Genomic DNA, 22,746 nt, shown 5'->3' with positions numbered 1-22,746 from the left:
AAATAACTTTGCAAGTGGCGCAAGTGAGGCTGAGCGTGCTTGGCGTCGGCCTCGCCCGGACGGCAAGGGGCCAGCGCCTCGCTGCCGCGATTGCGCTCTGCGTCACCTGGAGGAGGTCGCTGGAGAGCGGTTGTCGTCCACACCGAAGACGACGGGATAGACCACCGTGGCAACGCTCTTGCGGTCTGCGGCGGAGGGGAATCGGAGGCCCCGGAAGACGTCGAGCACGCAGCCGACGACCTTGGCGTCGCGGAGCGGGGGAGCGGGCGACGACGGCGGCGTCGCGCCGGGCGAGGGCAGCGCAATGAGGAGCGGCGCGTCCTCGGGCGGGCGGTCGGCGTCACCCGCGTAGGTGACCTTCCCTTCGCCATCGACGACGAGGTGTACGGGCAGGCGCCCTTGGAGCTTGGGGTTCTGGCGAAGGCCCTTTTCAAAGCAAGCGCGCATCTCGCCGAAGCGCTCCTGGACGACGCTCCGCACGACGTGAGGCGGGATGTGGGCTTTGCCCTTGATCGGGTCATAGGGGTTGCTCTTGCAACGGGCGGCAATGCCCCTCACGGCCTTGGCGTCCTGGTCGAGCTCCCTCTCCAGGCCGGCGCGGGCGACACCGGCCTTCTTGCGGTCGTGAGCGCCGAGCGACGCCTGGAGCTTGCGGGCCGCGGCGCCGGTCCGGGCGAAGCTCTCCCGGATGTCCTTGGCGCCCTGGGCGAGATCCGGATCGGAGGCCTGGACCGCGGCCGCGCGGGCCCAGAGGTCGAGCCGATCCGCGATCCTCCCGAGCACGTCGGGCGGCGTGTTCAGGTCGGATTGCCGGAGCACCTCGATCATCCTCGAGGCTTTCTGGACCTCCGGGCCGAGCGCCTTGCAGTCGGCCTCGATCGAGCGCGCGGCGCTGCCTTTCCCGGGGAGGGGGATGGGGGTGGGGCGGGAGATCGGGGCGCGCTCCTTCACGGGCGAGCGGGCGGGCGGACGGTTGTTTCCGGCGGAGCGGACAGGCGTGCTCGCCTTGTCGGACAGCGGGATCGGGGCGCGCGGCTCGGGGGCCTCGGGCGCGGTGTCGCGGGCGCGCGTGCTCCTGGGCGGGCGCAGGGCGGCGCGCTCCTTCTGCTCGGGCGAGCGCAGGGCGGCGCGCGCCTCGCGGGTCGAGCCCTCCGGGACAGCGCTCGGGGCGGCGACCCCGGCGTGCGTGGGGTCGGCGTCGGTGGCCGGCTCTCTCCGCGGCGCAGCCCCGCAGCCCAGCAGGGCATGAACTCCGACGAGGACGAGCCACGCGCTTCGCATCCGTTCCTCCGAGGTGCGTTCGACGTACGAGCCGCTGTTTTGATACAGTACACCGGTCCGAACATCGCTTGCAGGCGAAACGGCGGGGCCTCCCAGGAGGTGGACAGGCAGCGCAGGGAGTGTGACGTGAACAAGCGCGAGAAGAACGGCCGCGGGGGTGGGAAGGACGATCACGGCAAGGGCGGGGGCGAGCTCGCGGAAGCGGCGTGCGCGCTCGAGCGCGAGCTCGTGCGCTTCGAGGAGCTCGCGGAGTCGGCGCGGCGGCTTTCCCTCGATACACGCAAGGGGATCGAGCGCGCGGCGAAGTCGACGACCGAGGCGGCCGAGGCGCAGCAGCGCGTGAGCATGGCGCTCGGGTCGCTCATCGCGGCGATCGCGGCGGCGCGGGATCGCCACGAGGCGACCGCCACGGCGCTCGCGGCGCGCGGCGAGGAGATCAAGCGGCGGGCGGAGCAGCTCGGGGAGCTGTTCCAGCGCTTCGCGGCGCTCGGGGAGGAGGGGCGGAGCATCAACCAGCTGGTGCAGGAGACCGCGGCGCGCCAGCGGGAGGCGACGACGCCGGAGCAGATCCACGAGGTGGTGGCAGCGATGGACGAGGTGGAAGGGCGCATGGGGCGCCTCGCCGACGAGGCGCGCGCCCTCGGCCAGGCGGCGACGGCCGCGGGGATCGTCGACCTCGCGGAGCAGGCGGACGGGATGCGGCAGCAGGTGACCGCGATGCGGAACAAGGTGGGGCTCCTGCGAAAGGGGATGCTGGCGCGGCTGGGCGGGGGGCCCCAGCCAAACTAGGGGGGCATAGGCGTTCACCAAGCTTCGCGCCGCGTTCTCCTACATCCGAACGTTTACGTGGTCGTGGTCGTTTACGTGGTCGTGGTCGTTCACGACCTATCGTTGACGACCACGACCACCTAAACGTTCACGTTCACGTTCACGTTCGCGTTGGTGACGGCTAGGCGGACGGCGAGCGGCAGAGCGTGAAGTAGTGGTCGAGCGAACGCTCACCCTTGAACGCCGCGCCGATGGACACGTCCTTCGAGACCCGACGCATGAAATCACGGGTTCCGTTGTAGACGAAGAACTGGAGTCCTTTGGTGTTGGGGACGACCCGGGGCCAACCGTCAGGTACGGGGCCGTCAGGGACCTGGAAGTAGTCGATCACGATGGCGCCACGCTCCTGCCACGCAGGATTGCCGGCCGTCGGGACCGCGACGAAGAAGCCCGGGCCAATCCAGGGACGCGTGAGCCCCTCGTTGTAACCGAAGAGCCGCGCGCTGCCGTCCTCGGGCAAGGCAAAACGCTTCTCGAAGAAGCGGAATGTGGACGGGAGAGGAAGGCTGTTCCTGCCCTCGTGATGAACCGCCACGCGGCGCGGTGTGCCGTCCGGGACGAAGAAGTCGAGCGTGAGCGGGGGGGCGTGGCTCGCGGCGGCATAGAGCGCCCGCTGATCCGCGCGCGTCGTGGTCGACAGGGCGCTGCGGCGCTCCTCGTGCGTCAGACCATCGAGGTGCTCGGCGATGCGAGCAATCGGGGCGTTCTGGCGAAGAAGTTGGACGAGCTCCGACATGGGCAGCGGAGCATAGCAGCGTTCGGTTGCCGCGTAGAGGGCCGGCCTCGCCATGGAGCGAGGCCGGCGGGGAGAGATGCGATGTCGTGGCGAGCGAGCGTCAGAGGCAATGGACGGGAGAGCGCAGCAGCTCGGCGGTGGTGTCCGTCACGTCGGCGCCCTCGACCCCCGCGGCGAAGCGGCGGAAAGCCTGCTCGTCACCGCTCGTCAACGCGAACGCCGCGCAGACGGCGGCGGGGTGGGCCGAGCGGGCCGCGGGCGAGCGGAGCACCCGGGCGAGGCCGTCCAGCGCTCCCTGGTTGCCGGCCGCCGTGGGCGCGGCGGAGGCCACCACGGCGCGGAGATCCGCGGCGAGGACGTCGGAGACATCGGTCGCGCCGAGCACGCCGGCGAAGAAGGCACGAAAGACCGACAGGGCAGCCGGGTCGAGCCCGTCCACGTACGTCGCGAGGTGCCGGATCGCGAGCACGCGCGCGCGCACCGAGCTCGCCATCTGCGCGACCCTGCCCCACGTGCGGAGCGCCGCCTCGGGCGGCAGCTTGAACTTGGACAGGTACTGGAGCCGCACGTCGGAGACGCCGCCCGAGGCGAGCCCGGTCTCGAGCGCGGACCAGTCCTCGGCGAACAGCGCTTCGGGGGACACGACGGCGCTGCACGACGCGTAGCTTCCGACGTAGTCGAGGCCGTAGCTGTAAGGCGCTCCAGCGAAGAGGCCGGTGAGCACGCTCGACCACGCGCCGCGGACGTCGGCGTCGAGGCCCGGCGCGCACGCGACGTCGCACGCCGCGGCGAGCGATACCGCCCGGGCCGCCTCGCCGTCGAGGCCCTCGACGAACGCCTCGAACTCCTCGGGCGCGAGCCCCTCGGGCAGGCCGTCCTGGAGCGCGGCGAGCTGGTGCGCGCCGCCCACGTCGAGGAAGCACGAGACGCCCTCGGGGTCCGCGGGGACACGGCGCGGGGCGAGCGTCGCGGCGTAGGCCTCGAGATCGCGGTCGGTGGTCAGGAAGGCCCACTCGGGGTGGCGGTCCTGCGGATCGACGACGAGGAGCTCGCCCGGGCGCGCGGGCGCGACCTCGACGCGCTCGCCGGGCGTGAGCGTCTGCACGCGGGTCGGGCCGTCGCTGGCCACCCACGCGAGCTCCAGGGGCGCGACGAGCGCGCCCTCCGGATCGTGCACCGTCACGAACGCCCCGCCGGAGGGCGCGGGGTCGACCGTGAGCCACGGGAGCGCCTTGGCCACGACCGCTCGCCGCGCGCGCGCAGCCGCCTCCGGGCCGAGCGCCGGCGCGAAGGCGTCGAGGAAATCGTCCGTGCCGATGGTCCCGAACCGGCGCTCCTCGAGCACCCCGCGGAGCGCCGACCAGAACGCCTCCTCGCCGGCCAGGCTGCGGATCTGGGTGAGCAGCCAGGCGGCGCGGCCGTAGGGGCCGCTCGTGTACTTCTCGCCCGGCGCGAGCGACGGATCGCGGACGGCGTCGCCGTCCCGGGGGCCGAGCTCGTCGCCGTTCAGCGTCCCCGCGCCGCTCTCGTCCGTGTAGACGCGGACGCCCTCCTGCTCGAGCAACGTCGCCATGCCCTCCTTGATCCAGAGATCGTCCCAGGTCTCCACCGTCACGAGGTCGCCGAACCACTGGTGCGAGAGCTCGTGCGTCGTGAGCAGGAGATCCGAGGCGAGCGCGGGCTGCGTGCTCCGCTCCTCGCGCTGGAAGCTGATGCTCGCGTGCTCGATCCCGCCCACGGAGAAGTCCGGCAGGAGCACGAGCGCGTACTTCTCGAAGGGGTACGGCCCGAGCAGCTCCTCGAAGCGGCCGATCGCGCGCGCGAGCTCGTCCACCATCCTGCCGTGATCGCCCGGCAACCCGCGGCGGTGCCAGACCGCGACGGGGAGATCGCCCTTCGTCCCGCGCTCGACCTCGAAGTCGCCGATCGCGAACGCCATGAGGTAGGGCGGCAGCGTGTAGGCGGTCTCGTACCGGACGAGGTGGCCCGACGCCCCGAGATCCTCGTCGCCGACGAGATCGCCGTTGGCGATCAGCGCCTCGCCGCCGTCGACGCGCATGGCGATCGAGAAGATGGCCCGGTCCGAGGGCGCGTTGTGGCACGGCATCCACCGCGACGCGCCGAGCGGCTCCGACACCGTGTAGACGGCGCGCACGGCGACCGGATCGCCCATGCGCGCCGGCACCGCGCGGAGGGCGTCGCCGGAGAGCGCCTCGTAGTCGATCTCGAGCGCGATCGGCGCGCCGCTCATCGCCTCGGGCTCGCTCGAGAGGTCGATCGCGAGCGCCTGGCGCTGCGGATCGAGCGCGTGCGGGAGCGCCCCGCCGCCCTTCCGCCGGACCTCCTTCACCTCGGCGACGGCGCTGTCGAGGACCACCGTCCTCGGGCCGTCTCCGGTGAGCGACAGCGTGAGGCCCAGCGTCGCCACGAGGCGGCTCCGCTCCCAGTCGAACTCGCCCCGGAGGTCGTAACGCTCGACGTCGAACGCGCTCCCCTCGAGCGGCGCCGGGCCCTCGCCCGAGCACGCGGCGGCGAGCGACCCAAGCAGCAGGCAAGCCACACGGAGCGCTCCGGGGCGGTGTTTCTGGAGTGTGCAGTGCATCGCGGTTCCTTCGATCGGAAGAGGGATTCATCTCGCGAGGCCAGGCGCCAGCGCTCGGACCCCCCGAGCCCACGGCGGCGCAGCGACGCGTAACTGACCGCGGGACAGTTACAGAACCCGGGCGCGTGGCCAAGCCAGGTGATCGCGCCGGAGGCCCCGGCGAGCCGCTCGGTGATGAAAAGAAGGGGCGCTCGGTCGCCCGCGTCACGGTCGCTCGGCGCTCGGGGCCGCCGCGCCTCCGGCGCGCGCGATCGCCCGCTACCGTGCTCTCCGCGCCTCGTGCGCGCGGGGAGGGAGGAGCGATGATCAGCTGCCCAATCGGCACGGAGGGGGAGCGCATCGACATCGCACCGACGGTGAGCGCTTCTCCCGCTTCCCGCTCGCGCGCGAACGAAGGTGTGGATGCATGGTATTGCAGGCGCGCACCCTTGCGCACTCTGGGCGCGAATCGCCTTTCATTTGTAAGGGTTGCAGCGACCTGTGCGAGGATGCTCCCCGCCATGGCACAACACAAAGATGGGTGCGCGCGGGGGCGCTCGTGGGCCGCGCCGCTGGCTGTAGGCGCGGCGCTCGGCGTCGCGCTCCTTCCGAGGAGCTCGTCCGCTCAGACGTGGACGGGCGGGCGGACGACGCCGGTGCTCGACGAGATCGTCGCGATCGACAGGACCGGGGAGCCGCGGTGGCCCTACGGCGAAGAGGACGTCGCGGGCGACGGCGAGACCTTCGACGCGCCGGAGCGATCGATCGACTTCCGCTCCGCGTACGCGGTCGCCGCCGACGGGCGGTTCTGGGTGCGCGGGTACGTGTCGGAGACGGCCGCGATCAGCGGGGAGGCGACGCTCTTCGTGTTCATCGACACCGACAGGAACCGGCAGACCGGCGGCACCGCCGCGACGGCGGGGATCGACGACCGGTTCACGAACGACGGGTCGCCGGGCGGCTACGAGGTCGTGCTCGGCGTGAAGGGCGACGGCACGCTCGTGAGGGTCTGGTCCTTCTCCGGGGCGTCGGGGCGGTACGAGCCCCTCGACGTGACGGACGCGCAGGTCGCGACCGAGGCAGGGACGGACCTCGACCCCCTGCTGATCAACGACGCGACGCGGGGGTACGCGCAGGCATCCATCGCGCTCGACATCGTGGGCGTCGGCGTGTCGTGCGAGGCGAACCTGTACTTCCGGTCGGTGAACGACGCGGCGGCGCTCGGGCCGGGCGATCTCGACATCGGCCTCTCCGCGCCGTGCGTGGCCGGCGATGCGGACGGCGACCGCGTGCCCGACGTGATCGTCCCGCCCTCCGGCTGCACGCGCGACGCGGACTGCGCCGGCAGGGGCATCTGCGTGGACGGCGACTGCATCCTGCCGGTGTCGTGCGTCGACGATGTCGACTGCGACGCGGACGAGGACTGCTCCGCGGACCACCGGTGCGTCCCCACGCCCGGGGACACCTGCACGTCGAGCGCCCAGTGCGGCGACCTCGTGTGTGTCAGCGGGCAGTGCGGCCCGTGCTCGCCGGGCTCGTCCGAGTGCGGCGCGGACCTGCGCTGCGCGCCGACCGGGCGCTGCGTCGACGGCGGGGCGTCGAGCGGCGCGGGCGGCCCGGGCGAGCCGGATCTCCTGCCGGGTGATGCGGTCCAGGGCGGCGCCTGCGCCTGCGCGGCGGGGCCCGCGCCGTACGGAGGGGGAGCCCTGTCGCTGCTCGCCGCCGGCGGGCTCGCGCTCCGGTTGCGGAGGCGCCCGCGCCGCGGACCCGGAGCCGGCCGATGAAGCCGATGAAGAGGAGAACCATGCGCGCACCGATCCTCGCCGCCACCACCTGCGCTGCCTGCGCGGTCCTCGCCGCCGCGACGCCCGCGTCGGCGCAGAGCACGGACATCGACGTCGAGCGCTTCAAGCCGGCCGTCACCCACGACGCCTTCGTCGTCACGGAGGGCTCCGGCGTCCGCGAGCCCGGCGATCCATGGGCGTTCGGGCTGTTCCTGAACTACGCGCGCAACCCGCTGATCGTCGCGACGGGCGACGGCGAAGTGCGCAGCCAGATCGTGAGCGGCCGTCTGGGCGCCGATCTCATGGCGTCGGTCACGATCGCCGAGCCGTTCGCGCTCGGCCTCGACATCCCGTTCTTCCTCGCGCAGTCGGGCGAGGGCTCTCCGTCGTTCGCGGGCCTCGGCGACATCCGGCTCGTGCCGAAGCTGCGCCTGCTCGACGACCGCGACTCCATCGGCCTCGCCCTCGTGGCCGAGCTGCGCGTCCCGACGCACACAGGAGATTTCGCGGGCGGCGCGCGCAACGTCGTGTTCTGGCCGCGCATCGTGCTCGATCACCGGTTCGCGCCCGGCCTCAGGTTCGGCGTCAACGCGGGCGTCGCGATCCGCGAGGGGACGACGTACGCGAACGTCGAGGCGGCGAGCGAGCTGACGTACGCCGCGGCGCTCGGCTACCGCTTCGGCGGCATCGACGGCAAGGTCGAGATCGGCGCCGAGGCGAACGGCGGCATCGGCATCGCCGCGGACAACCTCAACGAGGAGGAGACGCCGCTCGAGGCGCTCGGTTACGTGAAGATCAACCCGAGCGAGGAGTGGGAGATCACCGCGGGCCCGGGGATCGGCGCGCTGGCCGGCTACGGCGTGCCGATCTTCCGCGTGTTCGCGGGCGTGAAGTACACGCCGACCTCGCACGACAGGGACCACGACGGAGTCGACGACGAGCGCGACCAGTGCCCCGACGTCCCGGAGGATCGTGACGCCGATTACGACAGCGACGGCTGCCCCGAGGAGGACGCCGACGACGATAAGGACGGCGTGCCGAACGCGGACGACGAGTGCCCGGACGAGAAGGAGACGATCAACGGCGTCGAGGATGACGACGGCTGCCCCGACAAGGGCGAGCCGCGGGTCGCGTACGAGCAGGGCGAGTTCGTGATCCGGGACACCATTCGCTTCCGGACCGGTTCGGCCGAGCTCGAGCCGGACTCGTACAGGACCCTGGACCAGGTGGCGCTCGTCATGAAGGCGAACCCCGAGATCGAGCGGCTGCGGGTGGAGGGGCACACGGACGAGACCGGCACGCCCGAGCTGAACCAGGAGCTGAGCGAGCAGCGCGCCGAGGCGGTCCGGAAGTACCTGATCCAGAAGGGCGTCAGCCCGGGCCGGCTCACCGCCGAGGGCTTCGGGTCGGACAGGCCGGTGGCCGAGGGCACCGACCCGGCGAGCCTCGCGAAGAACCGCCGCGTGGAGTTCGTGATCGACGAGTGAGGCGCGCCCGCCCGGGAGCGGCGCGTCGCGCCCTCCCGGGCACGGCGGCTGGCCCGCGGCGGGCCCGGCCGCCGCGGGCCAGCCGCCGTGGCGCTGGGCGCTGCCGGGCGTCAGAAGCGGCCGTGGATCGCCAGCCCGCCGCCGGTCGTGCCGACGGCAGGCGCGACAACGATCCGCGCCGCTGCGGGCTCCGTGTCGCCGAGCGACGTCACGAACAGCGCGACGCCGGCCGCGAGCCCGACCCCGCCGACGATGAAGCCGGCGGTGGACAGCTTCGCGGCGCTCTTGGCGTCCTCGACCAGCGCCACGCCGCGGGCGTCGCAGAGCGTCTCGGTCCGGCAGTGATCGTCCTGGGCCCGGTTCCACCGCGAGCTGGCGAGCAGCCCGAAGATCGAGCCGGTCACGACGCCGGCGACGCCGACGCCGCCTGCCACGAAGGAGAGGGTGCGGCGGGTGCCCGCGCCGCTGTCTCCGTCGCCGCCCGCGGCCGGCTGGAGCGGCGCAGCGAGCGGCCCGGGCTGCGCGCCGGGCGGCGGGGTCGCCGCGGTCGCCGCGGGGTCGTCCTCGAGCGGCGGGACCTCCACGGTGACGACCTGGCCGGGGCCGGCGGTCTGCGCCTCGACCGAGAACGGCTTCTTGCCGGGCGCGGTCGCCTCGACGCGGTGCTTGCCCGGATCGACGGGGAGCGGCGCGCCCCACGCGCCGACGTCGAGGACAGCGCCGTTGCGCCTCACGACGAGGCCGTCCGCCGGCGTGGTCACCGTGATCGCGAGGCGCTCGAGCTTCTTCTCCAGATCGGCCGCGCGGCGGGTCGCCTTCGCCTCGCGGTCCGCCTGGCCGGCCCGGCTCGCCATGTCCGCCGCCTCGCGGAACGCCGCCCAGGCGCTCGCGGAGCGGCCGAGCCGCTCGAGGCAGTCCGCCAGGTTCCACTGGGTGCCGTAGCCCGGGTCGAGCCGCTGGCTCGCCGCGAACTTGGGGCAGGCATCGGCGAGCTTGCCCTGCGCGACGAGATCGCGCCCCTCGCGGAAGAGCGCCTCGGCCGCGGCCGCCTGATCGGCGGACGGCTCCGCGCGGGCGACCCCCGCGGAGAGCGACAGGAGCGCGGCGACACACCACGCGACGCGGCTATTTCCTCGATGTCTCGTCATCGTCATTCCTCGGGGGCCTTTGGGGCGGCGGCCTGGCCGCAGACGGCCTCGGCGCGGGCGGGCGAGCGACGGCGCTCACCGGCGCCGACGCGGCGGCGCGCGCGGTCGTCGCAGCGGAGGGCAGCGCCGCGGGCATCGACGAGGCCGCGGCCGGCGGATCCACGGGCGTATCGGCGCGCGGCGGCTCGGCGCTGGCGGACGGCGTCGGCCTGGCCTCGACGCCGGCGGACGGAGGCGGCGGCTCGGTCTCGGCGCGCGCAGGCGGGGCCGGCTCGGCCGAGGGCGCGGGCGCGGCCGGCGGCGCGCCGCGCACCGCGAGGTAGACGCCCGCCCCGCCCGTGAGCGCAGCGGCCAGCACGCCGCCGGCGATCAGGGCGACGGGCGGGCGCGACGCCGGACGCTCGGGGCGGTTCGACAGCCGCACGCTCGTGGCGGGCGCCGTGGCCGACAGCGCATACGGTCCGGATTGCCCGCCTGACGAGCGCCCCGCGGCCTCGAATGGCGCGGCCGACGCGCGCGGCGGGGTCAGCGCAGCGCCGAACGGCGCGCTCGAGGCGTGCGGGGGGGCCGAGATGGCGCCGAACGACGCGCGCGACGCGCGCGTGGCGGCGTCGAGCGGCACGAGCATCGCCTCGAGGATCGCCTCGCCGCCCGGCAGGAACGCGCGCAGCGCCGCCGCGAGCTCGCCGGCGCTCGCGGTGCGGCCCGCCGGATCGATCACCAGCGCCCGGTGCACCACGTGGGCGACCTCCGGCGGCACCCAGGGCGCGATCTCCTGGATCCAGCGCACCGGGGTCGTGCAGATGGCCAGGACGAGCTCTCCGAGGCCGGTCAGGTGCTCGTTGGGCCGATGGCCCGAGAGGGCGTGGTACAGGCTGATGCCGAGCGACCAGACGTCCGAGCGCGCGTCGATGGCGCCGCTGCCGCGCGCCTGCTCGGGCGACATGTAGAGGGGAGAGCCGAGGAGCGCGCCGCTCTTCGTCATCCCGCCGTTGCCGAGGCTGTTGTCCGTCACCTTGGCGACGCCGAAGTCGAGCACCTTGATCACGCGCTGGCCGCCCTGCTTTTTCGCGAGGAACAGGTTGGCCGGCTTGATGTCGCGGTGGACGATGCCGGCCTCGTGCGCGCGCTCGAGCCCCAGGCACGCCTGCAGCCCGATGCGGAGCGCGAGATCGACAGGGAGCGGGCCGAGCCGCTCGATGAGGGCCTGCACGTCCTCGCCCTCGAGGAACTCCATAGCGATGTACGGCGCGCCGGTCTCGCGGTCGCGCCCGGTGTCGAACACCTGCGCGATGTGCTCCGACTCGACCGCGCCGACCGCGCGCGCCTCGCGCTGGAAGCGGCGGACGAGCTCGTCGTCCGCGGCCTGGCCGAGGATGACCTTCACCGCGACGCGGCGGCCGGTGCCCGCGTGCCGGGCCTCGTAGACGGCGCCCATCCCGCCCTGGCCGAGCAGCCGGAGCATCGTGTAGCGGTCGTCGAGGGTTCGACCGATCATGGCGCGAGGCCCGGGCCATGGGCGCGCGGCGTCGACCGCGACCGCGCGCGCGAGACGTCCGTCCGGTCGAGGACCGACCGGCGGTCCGGCTGCCTGGGGGCGCCGGCGGCGGGCGCGTCGGCGATGCGGGAGGCGGCGGGAAGGGGAGGCCTCTTCACGGCCGCAGGCTAGAGCACCTCCAGCCCCGCGTCATCCCTCGCCGCAAACCTTGCACCAGGGCAACCTCACGAGCGTGTGGTGCGATGTCTCGAGCGTCGCGAGGTCCTGGATCAGGAACCTGCCCCCGAGCCTGGAGGGCGTGTACGCCGAGAGCACCTTGAGGGCCTCCATCGCCACGAGGTGGCCGAGCAGCTGACCCATCGTGCCGGCGTGCGGCGCGGGATCGGCCAGCGAGCGCGCCGCGGGCGAGGGGCTGAGCGCCTCGGTCGTCGCGCAGATCCGGCACGCCGTCTTCCCCGGGAAGACGAGGGGGCCCAGGACGGCCGTCGTCCCCGCGAGGTGCGAGAAGAGCGAGGCGATCCCTGCGCGATGGCCGAACCGCGCGACGCGCTCCAGGAGCTCCGCGTCGTCGCCGCGCACCGCCGCGACGAGGAGGTGAGGGCGCCCCTCCGGCGAGAGGAGGTCGTCGCCCTCCAGCGCTGCGGAGGAGCTCTCGTCCACCCGGCAGAGCGGCGCGTGCTCGCGGATCAGCGCGGCCACCGCGCCGCGGCGGGGCGCGCCGAGCGCCGCCTCCCCCCGCGCGCGGACCACCGCGACGTCGCGCGGGCCGACGGCGCCGCCGTCGATCAGGCGGAGCGCGGAGACGCCCGCCCCCGCGAGCGCCAGGGCGGCCGAGGCCCCCCAGGGCTCGAGGCCCACCACGAGCACGCGCGCGTTCGCGATCCGCTGCGCCGCCTGCTCCGGGGCCGACGACCACTTGCGGAGGAACTCGCGCTGCCCGCGGAGCCGCTCGCCGTCGGCGGACGGCGCCTCTGCGGGCACCGGCTCGACCAGCCCGCGCGCCTCGAGCAGGTCGAGGAACGCCGTCACGCTCTGCCGCGAGTAGTCCGCGAGCGCCTCGACGAGCGCCTCCCGGTCGCGCGACCCGTCGAGCAGCGGCACCATCCGCTCGACGAACGCGCTCACGTCCAGGCCGGTGAGCTGGAAGGTGCCGAGATCGGAGCGGAGGATGACGCCCACGTCGGTGGGCGTGATGCTGGCCGAGCGACTGAGTCGAATGCTGGGCATGGTGCTCTCCGACGCTTCTGGTTCAGGCACGCTAAGGGCCGTTCCGGCCCTCGGCCGGCGCGGGCTGACCGATGCAGACGATGTACAGGGTGTCTTCCTCCGCCGGCAGCGCCAGGAAGGTCTTGAGCTCCTCATCGTAAAATCCGCCGATCGCCACCGGGCCGAGGCCCATGGCCGTCGCGACGAGATAGAGGTTCTGGCCCAGGTGCCCTGCGTCCAGCCACAAGAAGCGATATCCGCGCTGGCCGTATTTCCACATCGTGCGGAACGGCACCGCCGTGATGATGACCACGACATTGGTGTTCAGGATCATGTCCTGACCCGCCGTGAGATCCACGAGCGTGGCGTGCGCGAGGCCTTCCCGGCGGAGCTCGAGCTCGTGCGCACGGGGGTCGTAGTGGTACAGGCCGTCCGGGACCCCATCGACGGCCTGCGTCGCGACATAGATCTCGAGCGGATACCGGCCGCCGGCCGAGGGCGCCGGGCGATCGCAGGTCCACGCCCCTTCGACGTTTCGCGTGCCACGGACGCCGTAGCTCGCGTGGAGGAGCCGCCCGAGCGCCTCGATGGACATCGGCCTGAGGGCGAACTCGCGATGCGACCGCCGCTGCTCCATCACCGCGCCGAGCGGGGCGTCGATCGTGAAATCGTGCCCGGGCAGCGGCGTGCGCGCCGAGCCGCCGTAGGTGCGGAAGTTGAGCGGCTGGAGATCCCCGTCGAACGGCGGCTCCAGCGGTCGCGACCTCACGTGGGAGGACTGGAGATGATAGAGCCGCGCAATGTCCGCCTCTTTGCTCCTTGCCATGGTGTCCTCTCTCAGGCCATCGGGTGAGGGTCAGGGTTGATGCCGTGGGGGGTCATCGAACGGAGACGCGGATTACCGAGCTGAGCGAGCTGGTGGCCGAAGTGGATCTGCTGGAAAGCGGGCCCGAGGGCCCGGGCGACACGGAACGGGGTCACCGCGAGGTCGGGCGACGTCACGTCCACGATCGCGATGCGCAGCCCCGCGGCCTGGACGCGCCGGGTGAGCTCGGACAGCGATACCTCCTCGGGCTCCTCGAGCTCGGCGGCGGTCACCGTGCTCCCCCCGCGGAGGAAGGCGAAGGCCGCGGCGCGGCTCGGGGGGAGGTAGTAGACCGCGTGATCCTCGAGCGTGAGCACGTCCTCCGGCCGCTCGGGGATGGCGACGTGTTCGCCCGTCATCAGGCGGAAGGCGTAATTGCCTATCTGGCCCTGCTCGAGGATGGCTTTCCGGATCGCGGTGAGGGGGCTCAGGTGGGCGGAGATCGAGACCACCGCGCCGGGCCACCGCTTGCCGTCGCCGTAACCGACGCACATCACCACGGGGACCGAGACGCCCGCGTCGAGCAGGTACAGCTCGATCCGGGCGCCGTGCTCCTCGAGCTGCCTCGCTATCTCGTGCAGCTCGGGGTCGAGCGAGTCGTCGGGCAAGATCCGCCGCCCGGGCCGGCGAGCGAGCCACGAGATCATGAACGCGTCGCGCTCGATGAGCTCGAGCGCGGCCCCCATCGACGCGCCCTCGAGCGTCGCGCCCGCGGCGAGCCCGTTCGAGGTCACCTGGCAGAAGTGGGCGTGGTGTCCTGCGCAGTAGCCGAAGTAGGTCGGGAGCGCCGGAACGTACACGGGCGCGCCGGTGTCCATCCAGCGCCCGAGGGCCCAGTCGATGGGCGCGGCCGGATCGACCCGCGCGTAGGGGAATCCGGGCTTTGCATACTGCTCCTCGCTATAGAGACAGAGCTGCTCCGGTGCGATGAAGTCGCCCTTCATGCCGGCGACCGAGGAGCGAAGGAGCTGCTTTCGGTCGACGAGCTCGGCAGAGTAGCGCTCGACCGCCTCGCCGGTCGCTCCGATCAGGGCCTCGACGGCTGTGACGCCCTTTCCGATGCCGGCCTGCGGCTCGCGCGAGCGGCGGGCGTGCGGCGAGCCGTCGGTGTACTCGCCGAGGAACGCCGTGGCCGTGACGCACGCCTCAGGGGCGAGCGCCGGGCTCGCCGCGTCCAGCGTGAGGCGGTGGACGATGCCCGCCCGCGCGTCGACGACGCCGGCGAGCATCCGCCGGAGCGCCGCGGGGTCGGGTGCGTCGCGTAGGTGTGCGCTCGCGCCCCGACGTGCGCTTCCGGTGCGGAGGGCCTCGGCGGCGCCGCCGCAGACCGCGCACCAGGGCATCTGCAGGACGGCGTGGAGCGACGCCTCCGGGTCGACCAGGCCCTGGACCATGAACCGTCCCGCGAGCCGCGACGCGGCTCGGTTCACCAGCAGATCGACGGCCGCGAGCGCAACGGCGTGGCCCAGGAACGCCGGCATCGGGGCGAGGTAGGTGCGCCCGCGGCGCTCCGGGCGCGCGGCGAGGAGCGACGCGTGGAGCGCGTGATCCGCCTCTGGCTGATTGCTGAGAGCGAGCCTCCGCAGGCGGCAGCAGTCCCAGCATGCGGTCTCGCCCGGCACGACGGCCGGTCCGATCACCGCCTCGAGCCCCTCGAGGTGCGCGCTGAGCGACAGGACGGACGCCGCGTGAGCGAAGCGGGCGACGCCCTGAAGGACGAGGAGATCATCGCCGGAGACGCAGGCGAGGATCAGGTCCCAGCCGGTGTCCTCCTGGACGATCGGGCGCTCCGCGGCGGCGAGCAGCGTCCCGGGCGTGACCGCGCAGCCGGGGGCGAGCCGCGACAGCGCCGTGGAGAGCGAGCGCGCTCGATCCTTTCCGAGATCCGCCTCGGCGAAGGGGCCGAGATCGTCGGCCGTGACCTCCCTGTCGTCGAGGACGTGGAGCGCGCCGACGCCCAGACACGCGAGCTCGGTGGCCGCGATGACGCCCCACGGTTCGAGCCCGACCATGAGGACGCGTGATCGCGCGAGCTTCTCGCGCGCCTCGGCTGACGCAGGCGGGGCGGTCCCCTCGAGCGAGGGAGCGGTGGTCGCTGAGCTGGGCAGTTGAGTGGCCACGCGAGGTCTCCAGGAAAGCGCAGCGCGGCGGCGCTTCGACGAGCGGCCGTCCTGCACCTTCGGTAAAGAGGTCCAATCCCGGTGCTCGGGGAGCTGTGCCCCGACAAGCGAAGGAGAGAAGAAACTCGCGAACTCACCAGACCGCGCACCGTCGCGCGATCGTGGTGAGCCGGGGGAGACGGGAAGGTGTCTTTTCGATCTCTCGCGCTCCTCGTCTCCCTCCAGGGCTCTATCGCTCGGCCTCGCCGGCCTCAGGGCTAGCTACAGTGGCCGCAACGACAACCGCCGCAACGACAACCGCCGCAACGACAACCGCCGCAACCGCCGCAACCGCCGCAACGGCAACCGCCGCAACGACACCCGCCGCAACGACACCCGCCGCAGCCGCCGCAGCCGCCGCAGCCGCCGCAGTTGTAGTTGGCCGGAGTCGCTGTTGCCATGTCGTCCAGCCTGGTCGACAAATCGTCGATGGCGTTGCGCAGCTCCTTCACAGTCACGTCCAGATCTTTCGGAGAATTGTTTTCGATTTTCGAATCACTCATCGCAGAGCCTCCCACGAGTAGGTGAGGCACGCAAAGGGTCTTCGTCAATACGGTGGTTCGTCGCCGCGCGACGGAAGCTCGGTTGAACTCCCTATCATTCCAGGGCGCCCCGATCCGTGGACAGTACGAGAGATGCCGCCGTCAAAGGAGGGCGTCCGCGGGCTCCTTTCTCACGCTCGCCCCACACCGGCGGCTCTTCCGGGTAACCTGGATCGCCGCCGGAGCAGCAGAGAAGGCCGGAACAACATCGAGCGTGACTCCCTGTGTTCCCTCCGTGTGCCCGGGCGGCTGGACTTCCGGGATAGGCCCATCTGTCAAGCTCGCCTCCGATCTGGAGCCGTCCTCCGCTCGGGCCGGAGATGCCCAAGGGCCGTCGGGGACAAAGCGCCTCCCTCGAGCCACCCGCCTCGATACGAACAATCCTGGATAAGGCGGCACGCTGCATGCGCGCGTGCATCGCGCCGTGCGCGCCGCTTCATTCGATTGCTTTTGTGCGCTGTGTCCGGTACGCGGTCTGCCGCTTCTCGGGTGCTCCTGGCGCCCATCGATAACGGAGTGTCATGCGTCGTACTTCGCTCGGACTGGCGATGGGTCGTCTCGCTTTGTGGTTCGTCGCTGCGTCAACGTGGCTCGTAGGCTGCGGCGTCGCGGAGAGCCCCTCGACGCCCAGCGCGACCGAGGTGGGGTGTGCTGGCTGCACCGTGCTGAAGGGAGGCATGGTGTTCGACGGCACGCGCGCGGCCAGGGCAACGGTGGTGATCGTGGGCGACAGGGTGAAGCAGGTCGTCTTCGGCGACGCCGAGCCCCGCGTCGAGGCCGGGGGCGGCGAGGTCGTGGACGTCGCTGGCAAGACGGTCCTCCCCGGGCTCATCGATCTCCACGTCCACTCGCTGAGCGTCGCCGGGCCCTATGCTTATTATGACGGCGACCTCCACCTCGAGGACCACACGAAGGCGATGCTCCGGGCGGGCGTGACCTCGTACCTCGACCTCGGCTCATCCCAGCACGTCATCTTCGAGCAGCGATCGCGCATCGACGCCGGCGACCTCCTCGCGCCGCAGCTCTTCGCCGCCGGGCCCCTGCTCACGCCGACCGGAGGGCACCCCTGCTATCAAGGCAGCCCGCCCGGCGACTACTGCGTCTTCATCGACTCGCCCGCCGACGTCGACAAGGCCTTCGAGGCGCTCCTCCCGAGGGCACCCGATTTCATCAAGATCGTGCTCGAGGGGGGCGGATCGCTGCCGCTGCCGCGCCTGACGCGCCCGTCCGTGGCGGCGATCCAGGAGGCCGCCGCGGCCGCGGGTGTCCGGGTGATCGCCCACGCGACGGCGGCCCCGGACATCGAGGCCGCGCTCGACGGCGGCGTGACGCTCTTCGCGCACGTCCCGGACGAGGACCGAATCTCACCAGACCTCGCGCGGAGGATGGCCGCTGCCGGGGCCGTCGTCGTCCCCACGCTCGCGGTGGCGGACGGCCTGTACCGCACGGCCCACGGAGCGCTGACCGAGCTCGACGACCCCGCCCTCGTCGATGACGTGCCGGTCGGCGTGATCGCGGCCCTGCGTGATCCCTCGTTGCTCGCGGAGCTCAGGACGGCGCATTTCCTGGAGCTCGTGAAGCGGCGGCGCGACCATGCGATCGCGAACCTCGTCACCTGCTACCAGGCCGGGGTCACGATCGCCGCCGGCACCGACGCCGGCAACCCGGGCGTCTTTCACGGGCTGAGCCTGCGCCGCGAGGTCGCGCTCCTCGTCGAGGCCGGGATGCCGCCGATCGAGGCGCTCGCCGCCGCCACGCGCCGCGCCGCGGACGTGCTCGGGCGGCCCGATCTCGGGCGCCTCGAGCGAGGGGCGCTCGCGGACGTGCTCGTGGTCGACGGCGATCCGCTCGCCGACGTCCGCGCGCTCGAGCGCGTGTCGCGCGTCTACAAGTCGGGCGTCCTCCTCGATCGCGAGGCGCTCGCGTTGCCGCGCAAGACGAGCCTCGCGCGGGAGCCCAGGACGGGCGCCGGCCCCGGCGAGACGTGCCTCGCCGCGTCGGAGTGCGCGCCCGCGCAGACGTGCAACCCGGCCCAGGTCTGCGCCGCGACCTGCAGATCCGCCTCGGACTGCGCGCCGGGGAGCGCGTGTTTCCTCGATGGCGGCTCGTTCACAAGGGGGGCCTGCATCGACGGCGACGGCTGCGATCTCTTCGCGCAGGACTGCGACAACGGCGCTGCCTGCGTGTTCTGGGGCAACGGCTCGACGTCGTGCTGGTACGCGGGCGCGGGCTCGGACGGGCAGCCGTGCGACGCGTCGTTCGCGTGCGCGCCCGGCAGCGTCTGCGATCCCTCGAACACCTGCAGAGCGCTCTGCGATCCGCGCGGTGAGCGCGCCGCGCCGTGCCCGGGCGGCGAGCGGTGCGTGGATCACACCGCGCTCGCAGGGCTCCCCGTGGGAACCTGCGAGCCGGCCGGGCGCCGCTGAGCGCGCGACGATGCCGGGCGCGCGATGACGCCGCGCGCGCTCAGCGCGACGCGAGCAGCCAGGCGATCACGCTCCCGATCATGAAGAACACGATGCCCGCGCCGGCGATCACGGCCCGCGAGGTCCGCCGCTCGATGAAGCTGGCCGCGGCCCGGAGGCTGGACGGGGCGGCGAGGGCGATGCCGCTGTCCGGCGCGCTCATCTTCTGGACGGCGGCGTCGAGCGCCACGAGCACGGCGCGCGCGTGGGGGAAGCGGTCGTCCGGGTCCTTGGCGAGCAGGCGCATCACGACCGCCTCCAGCGCGGGCGGGACGACGACGCCGGGGGAGCGCTCGGCGATCGGCGGCGGCACGGCCGACCGGTGCTGCGCGAACAGCGCCGACGGCTCGACCGCCGTGAAGGGGTGCTTGCCCGCGAGCATCTCATAGAGGATGACCCCGAGCGCGTAGAGGTCGGCCCGCCGGTCGACAGAGCGCATGCCGAGCGCCGCCTCGGGCGCCATGTAGGCCACCGTGCCGAGCAGCACGCCGGCGTTCGTCAGCGAGCGGCGCGAGCCGTCGTCGGTGATGGAGAACTGCTCGATCGGCACCTTGGCGAGGCCGAAGTCGATGAGCAGGACGCGCTCCTCCGGCCCGTCGAGGACCATGACGTTGAGCGGCTTCACGTCCCTGTGCACGATCCCGAAGTCGTGCGCCGCGTTGAGCGCGCTCGCGAGCTGGCGCGCGATGTTCGTCGCGCGCAGCGGGGGGACGGGGCCCTGGTCGATGAGCTTCCGCAGCGTGATGCCGCGGATGAACTCCATCACCATGAACCACGCGCCGTCGTCGAGCTGGTTGATCTCGTAGACCGCCGCGACGTTCGGGTGGAAGATGTGGCGACCGGCGAGCGCCTCGCGCTCGAAGCGCTCGATGAGCTCCGGCAGCTCCTCGGCGTCCGGGTGGAGCACCTTGACGGCCACGTCCTCGCCGGTCGCGAGCTTCTTCGCCCTGAAGACGGCGGCGATGCCGCCCATCGCGACGAGCTCCTCGAGGCGATAGCGGTGGACGAGCGTGCGCCCGACGAACGTCATCGCGCGCTCTCGCGCCGCGGAGCTCGCCTGGCCTCCCGCGATGAACACGGACCCGCTCATGCGTTCGCGCCTCCAGGCCGAGCCTCGCGCGCGGCGTCGAGGAGGCCGCAGCGCAGGGCACGCACAGCCGCGCCGCGCGCTCCCCCGTGACCGCGCGCCACGCGGCGGAACAGCGGATCCACCCTGGATGACATCGTACGTTCACACACGCGGCGTCCGGAGGGTAGCGCCCCTGCGCGCCCAGCGCCATCTTCCCGGTTGGGCGCGGGGGCGAGGCGCTCGCGAGGGAGCGGGCGGGCGGCGCCGAGGCTGGAGCTCACGAAGCGCGCGTGAGCCGAGCCTCCCGAGCGGCCTTCGAGAGATCGCACCCACCGCCGCGGCCGCGCGCGCTCTCTCGAGATTCCACCGCTCCGCCGTGATCGTGAGTCGCCAGGCTGCGCCGTCTCCTGCGCTGATGGCGCTGCCTCATCGTGTCTCCGGCCGGGGCGTGCGGAGACCCCTCATCGCCTGTGCCTCACGGCCGCGCGACGGGGAGCGCCGGCCGCACGAGGTGCAGAGTCGCGCCCGCGGCCCCGACGTGGCGAGAGCCCGTTGCGCGCTGGGCGGCGCTCGCCCGTCGCCGGCGGAGCGCGACCACTTGTCGGTAGATCCAGCGACATTGCCGGAGCTCCAGCCGCGTGCGCCTGCGCGGGGCGGCCGAACCAGCGCGCCCGCACGCCCGCGCGCGCCGGGGTCGAGCCTGCTGTCCTGCCACGAGCGCCCTCGCCCGCCGCATCGGCGTCATCCTCCTCCGGATCCGCACGAGGCGTGCCCGGTCGTGCGCGGACGAATTAGGTTTGAAAACACATCAAGTTCACAGATGCGTTTCTTCGACAGGCTCGTGTAGCCTGTATGGGTGGAGGTTTCCATGCACAGCACAATGCGTCGCACCGTTCTCCTCGGGCTCGTTTCCGGACTCGCCGTAGCAGCTTGCTCCACGCCTGAGGCGTCGAACCTCTTCACTACCGGCGGGTCCGGTCCCGGGACCACGGCTTCCGCGGGAGGAGGCGACGAGGGCGGCGCGCCGGGCACGGGGGGCGCGGCGGGCGTCGGCGGCCAGGGCACCGGGGGCGAGCCGGGCGTGGGCGGAGCGACCGCGGGGAGCGGGGGGAGCGGGGGCGTGGGGCCCATCATCGACGAGCCGCCGGTCTGCGGGGACGTTTACGTCGATTGCGACGCGGATGCCGAGAACAGCTGTGAGGTCAACGTGACGAACGACGCCCTCCATTGCGGCACTTGCCCCGTCGACTGCGATGGCACCTGCCGGGACGGCACGTGCGTCCGCACCTCGATCCACATCTCGGGCCAGCAGGATCCGCTGTACCTCGCTGTTGCCAACGGCGTCGTGTTCTGGACCAACGGGGAGCAGGGCGTGGTCAGGCAGTGGACGCAGGGCGAAGCTGTCGCGATCAACATCGCCACCGCGCAGGTCCAGCCGGCCGATATCAAGGCCGACGCCACCCACGTCTTCTGGGCCAACCAGGGCGTGGCGGGCGAGAGCGACGGTCAGGTGATGAGGGCGCGGGTCGGCGGCCAGGAGGCGCCGGTGGCGATCGCCGCAGGGCAGCCCGATCCGTTCGGCGTGGCGATCGACGAGGAGTTCGTCTACTGGACGAACCGCGAGGACGGCGGCTCCGTGGTCCGCGCGCGGAAGGACTCGGACGGCAACGGGCCGTTCACCGTCATCTCGGACGGGGGCGGGACGACGCACGCCCTCGCGGTCGACGAGACGCACGTCTACTGGACCGTGCGCGACGAGCGCGGCATGGTGATGTCCGCGCCCAAGGACTCCACGGGCGAAGGCCCGTTCACCACGCTGGCGGCCGATCAAGGCCAGGTGCGCGAGATCGCCGTCGACGCGACGCACGTCTACTGGACGACCAGCAGGACCGGCAACGTGATGCGGGTGGCCAAGACCGGCGGAGAGCCGACGGTGATCGCGAGCGGCCGGGAGAACCCGAGGGGCATCGCCGCCGACGCGACGGGCGTTTACTGGACGGACCCCACCTCACCGAACGTCATGAGGATGCTGCCGAACGGCATCATCGGGGCCGTGGCGGCCGGCGAGCCGTCGCCCTACGGCATCGCCCTCGACGCGACCCGCGTCTACTGGACCAACGGACTCGGAACGAACGGCACCATCGTGAGCGCCCCGAAGTAGCGGTCTCGGGCGGCCAGCGCGCGCGGGATCGAGCACCCGAGGTCCGCGAGGATCCGAGGTCTCCGCGCGTCCTTCAGCGCCGCAGCGCCGCGCGCTCCGGGCGGTGGTCGATCGGAGCTCGCGGCGCTGCCTCGGCGACGATGTCGCGCGTGGAGGTCGGGGCTCCGCGTGCTACAAGCTCGCCCTGTGCTGCTCGAGACGTTCTCCGTCGGTCCGCTGGGGTGTAACTGCTCGATCCTCGTCGACCCTGTGAGCAAGGGCGCCGTGGTCATCGACCCCGGGGGCGATTTCGACAAGATCCGCGCGCGCGTCGAGCAGTCCGGGGCGAAGGTCGCGGCCATCGTGCACACGCACACCCATATCGATCACGTGGGCGCCACGGCGCCACTCCAGCGCTGGTCCGGCGCCGCGGCCCGCATTCACGAGGCCGACCGCTTCCTCTACGACATGCTCCCCGTCCAGGCGGCGATGCTGGGCATTGCGCTGCCGGAGCGGTGCGAGGTCGACGGCGACCTGAACGACGGCGCGGTCGTGAAGGCGGGCGGGCTCGATCTGCACGTGCTCCACACGCCGGGGCACACGCCGGGCAGCGTCTCGTTCCTGGTGCTCGCGGAGACGGGCGCCGTCGCGTTCACGGGGGACACCCTGTTCCGGCGCAGCATCGGCCGGACCGATCTGTGGGGTGGCGACTCGCGGGCGATCGTCTCATCCATCCGGGGCAAGCTGCTCACGCTCGATCCGTCGACCCGGGTCGTCACCGGACACGGCCCCTCCACGACGATCGGCGAGGAGCGCGACAGAAATCCCTTTTTGCGGTCGTGACGCGCCGCCCGCCTGCTCGCGCGCTCGCGCACTCGCTTGCGCGCCCGCTTATCCACGTCGCCGCGGTGCTTTCTCGCGAGAAAGTGCTTGCATCCCGCCAGGATTCTTTCGAAA

The 22,746-nt window shown here is 72.7% G+C and carries 15 protein-coding genes; 6 read left to right on the top strand and 9 right to left on the bottom strand.

The features are described 5' to 3' along the window. Positions 1–102 precede the first annotated feature (102 nt). Entirely contained in the window at positions 103–1,281 is a 1,179-nt protein-coding gene (locus WME73_RS33420) for a hypothetical protein (RefSeq protein WP_437740400.1), read from the bottom strand. A 126-nt stretch (positions 1,282–1,407) separates the two neighbouring features. On the opposite strand from WME73_RS33420, the gene WME73_RS33415 reads away from it, so the two are divergent. After that, a complete protein-coding gene (locus WME73_RS33415; protein WP_437912145.1) occupies positions 1,408–2,070 on the top strand; it encodes a hypothetical protein in 663 nt (220 codons plus the stop codon). A gap of 160 nt (positions 2,071–2,230) precedes the next feature. Here WME73_RS33415 and WME73_RS33410 read toward each other — a convergent pair whose 3' ends face one another. Then, positions 2,231–2,845 carry a hypothetical protein gene (locus WME73_RS33410; protein ID WP_437740398.1) on the bottom strand — a complete coding sequence of 205 codons (615 nt, stop codon included), beginning with the start codon at positions 2,843–2,845 and terminating at the stop codon, positions 2,231–2,233. A gap of 100 nt (positions 2,846–2,945) precedes the next feature. Beyond that, the gene (locus WME73_RS33405) at positions 2,946–5,447 is read right to left on the bottom strand and encodes a M1 family aminopeptidase (RefSeq protein WP_437740397.1); all 2,502 of its coding nucleotides are present in this window, start codon (positions 5,445–5,447) and stop codon (positions 2,946–2,948) included. Between the two features lie 500 nt (positions 5,448–5,947). Between WME73_RS33405 and WME73_RS33400 the strand changes: the two genes are divergently transcribed. Further along, positions 5,948–7,210, top strand: coding sequence for a hypothetical protein (locus WME73_RS33400; protein WP_437912144.1), 1,263 nt, complete (start codon positions 5,948–5,950; stop codon positions 7,208–7,210). Positions 7,211–7,230: 20 nt separating this feature from the next. Beyond that, positions 7,231–8,697: an OmpA family protein gene (locus WME73_RS33395; protein ID WP_437912142.1), complete on the top strand. Its 1,467-nt coding sequence runs from the start codon at positions 7,231–7,233 to the stop codon at positions 8,695–8,697. A 110-nt stretch (positions 8,698–8,807) separates the two neighbouring features. On the opposite strand, the gene WME73_RS33390 is transcribed toward WME73_RS33395, so the two are convergent. From WME73_RS33390 to WME73_RS33370, 5 genes are all read right to left on the bottom strand, one after another. After that, positions 8,808–9,845 (bottom strand): hypothetical protein, encoded by a 1,038-nt coding sequence (locus WME73_RS33390; protein WP_437912141.1) that lies wholly within the window; start codon positions 9,843–9,845, stop codon positions 8,808–8,810. Beyond that, a complete protein-coding gene (locus WME73_RS33385; protein ID WP_437912139.1) occupies positions 9,823–11,343 on the bottom strand; it encodes a protein kinase domain-containing protein in 1,521 nt (506 codons plus the stop codon). Before WME73_RS33385 ends, WME73_RS33390 begins: the two co-directional genes overlap by 23 nt. A 189-nt stretch (positions 11,344–11,532) precedes the next feature. Further along, the gene (locus WME73_RS33380; RefSeq protein ID WP_437912138.1) at positions 11,533–12,570 is read right to left on the bottom strand and encodes a TOMM precursor leader peptide-binding protein; all 1,038 of its coding nucleotides are present in this window, start codon (positions 12,568–12,570) and stop codon (positions 11,533–11,535) included. A 31-nt stretch (positions 12,571–12,601) separates the two neighbouring features. Then, complete coding sequence (locus tag WME73_RS33375; protein WP_437912136.1) at positions 12,602–13,375, bottom strand: SagB/ThcOx family dehydrogenase; 774 nt, start codon at positions 13,373–13,375, stop codon at positions 12,602–12,604. An 11-nt stretch (positions 13,376–13,386) separates the two neighbouring features. Then, positions 13,387–15,534 carry a TOMM precursor leader peptide-binding protein gene (locus tag WME73_RS33370; RefSeq protein ID WP_437912134.1) on the bottom strand — a complete coding sequence of 716 codons (2,148 nt, stop codon included), beginning with the start codon at positions 15,532–15,534 and terminating at the stop codon, positions 13,387–13,389. A 1,129-nt stretch (positions 15,535–16,663) separates the two neighbouring features. Here WME73_RS33370 and WME73_RS33365 point away from each other — a divergent pair. After that, positions 16,664–18,541 (top strand): amidohydrolase family protein, encoded by a 1,878-nt coding sequence (locus WME73_RS33365; RefSeq protein WP_437912132.1) that lies wholly within the window; start codon positions 16,664–16,666, stop codon positions 18,539–18,541. 40 nt (positions 18,542–18,581) lie between these two features. Here WME73_RS33365 and WME73_RS33360 read toward each other — a convergent pair whose 3' ends face one another. Further along, complete coding sequence (locus WME73_RS33360; protein ID WP_437740388.1) at positions 18,582–19,670, bottom strand: serine/threonine-protein kinase; 1,089 nt, start codon at positions 19,668–19,670, stop codon at positions 18,582–18,584. A gap of 847 nt (positions 19,671–20,517) precedes the next feature. On the opposite strand from WME73_RS33360, the gene WME73_RS33355 reads away from it, so the two are divergent. Continuing rightward, positions 20,518–21,810, top strand: a complete 1,293-nt coding sequence (locus tag WME73_RS33355; protein WP_437912131.1) for a hypothetical protein — start codon at positions 20,518–20,520, stop codon at positions 21,808–21,810. Positions 21,811–21,996: 186 nt separating this feature from the next. Further along, the gene (locus WME73_RS33350) at positions 21,997–22,632 is read left to right on the top strand and encodes an MBL fold metallo-hydrolase (protein WP_437912130.1); all 636 of its coding nucleotides are present in this window, start codon (positions 21,997–21,999) and stop codon (positions 22,630–22,632) included. Positions 22,633–22,746 lie beyond the last annotated feature (114 nt).

Origin of the sequence: Sorangium sp. So ce302, from assembly GCF_051530145.1 — a bacterium.
Classification (GTDB): Bacteria; Myxococcota_A; Polyangia; order Polyangiales; family Polyangiaceae; genus Sorangium; species Sorangium cellulosum_B.
This window is presented reverse-complemented; position numbering and strand designations above follow the sequence as displayed.

Bases quoted from the DNA above. Each gene is read 5' to 3' on its own strand.
- WME73_RS33390 (WP_437912141.1), bottom strand. From the start codon at position 9,845: ATGACGAGACATCGAGGAAATAGCCGCGTCGCGTGGTGTGTCGCCGCG.
- WME73_RS33405 (WP_437740397.1), bottom strand. From the start codon at position 5,447: ATGCACTGCACACTCCAGAAACACCGCCCCGGAGCGCTCCGTGTGGCT.
- WME73_RS33365 (WP_437912132.1), top strand. From the start codon at position 16,664: ATGGGTCGTCTCGCTTTGTGGTTCGTCGCTGCGTCAACGTGGCTCGTA.
- WME73_RS33410 (WP_437740398.1), bottom strand. From the start codon at position 2,845: ATGTCGGAGCTCGTCCAACTTCTTCGCCAGAACGCCCCGATTGCTCGC.
- WME73_RS33360 (WP_437740388.1), bottom strand. From the start codon at position 19,670: ATGAGCGGGTCCGTGTTCATCGCGGGAGGCCAGGCGAGCTCCGCGGCG.
- WME73_RS33375 (WP_437912136.1), bottom strand. From the start codon at position 13,375: ATGGCAAGGAGCAAAGAGGCGGACATTGCGCGGCTCTATCATCTCCAG.
- WME73_RS33385 (WP_437912139.1), bottom strand. From the start codon at position 11,343: ATGATCGGTCGAACCCTCGACGACCGCTACACGATGCTCCGGCTGCTC.
- WME73_RS33380 (WP_437912138.1), bottom strand. From the start codon at position 12,570: ATGCCCAGCATTCGACTCAGTCGCTCGGCCAGCATCACGCCCACCGAC.
- WME73_RS33355 (WP_437912131.1), top strand. From the start codon at position 20,518: ATGCACAGCACAATGCGTCGCACCGTTCTCCTCGGGCTCGTTTCCGGA.
- WME73_RS33395 (WP_437912142.1), top strand. From the start codon at position 7,231: ATGCGCGCACCGATCCTCGCCGCCACCACCTGCGCTGCCTGCGCGGTC.
- WME73_RS33400 (WP_437912144.1), top strand. From the start codon at position 5,948: ATGGCACAACACAAAGATGGGTGCGCGCGGGGGCGCTCGTGGGCCGCG.
- WME73_RS33420 (WP_437740400.1), bottom strand. From the start codon at position 1,281: ATGCGAAGCGCGTGGCTCGTCCTCGTCGGAGTTCATGCCCTGCTGGGC.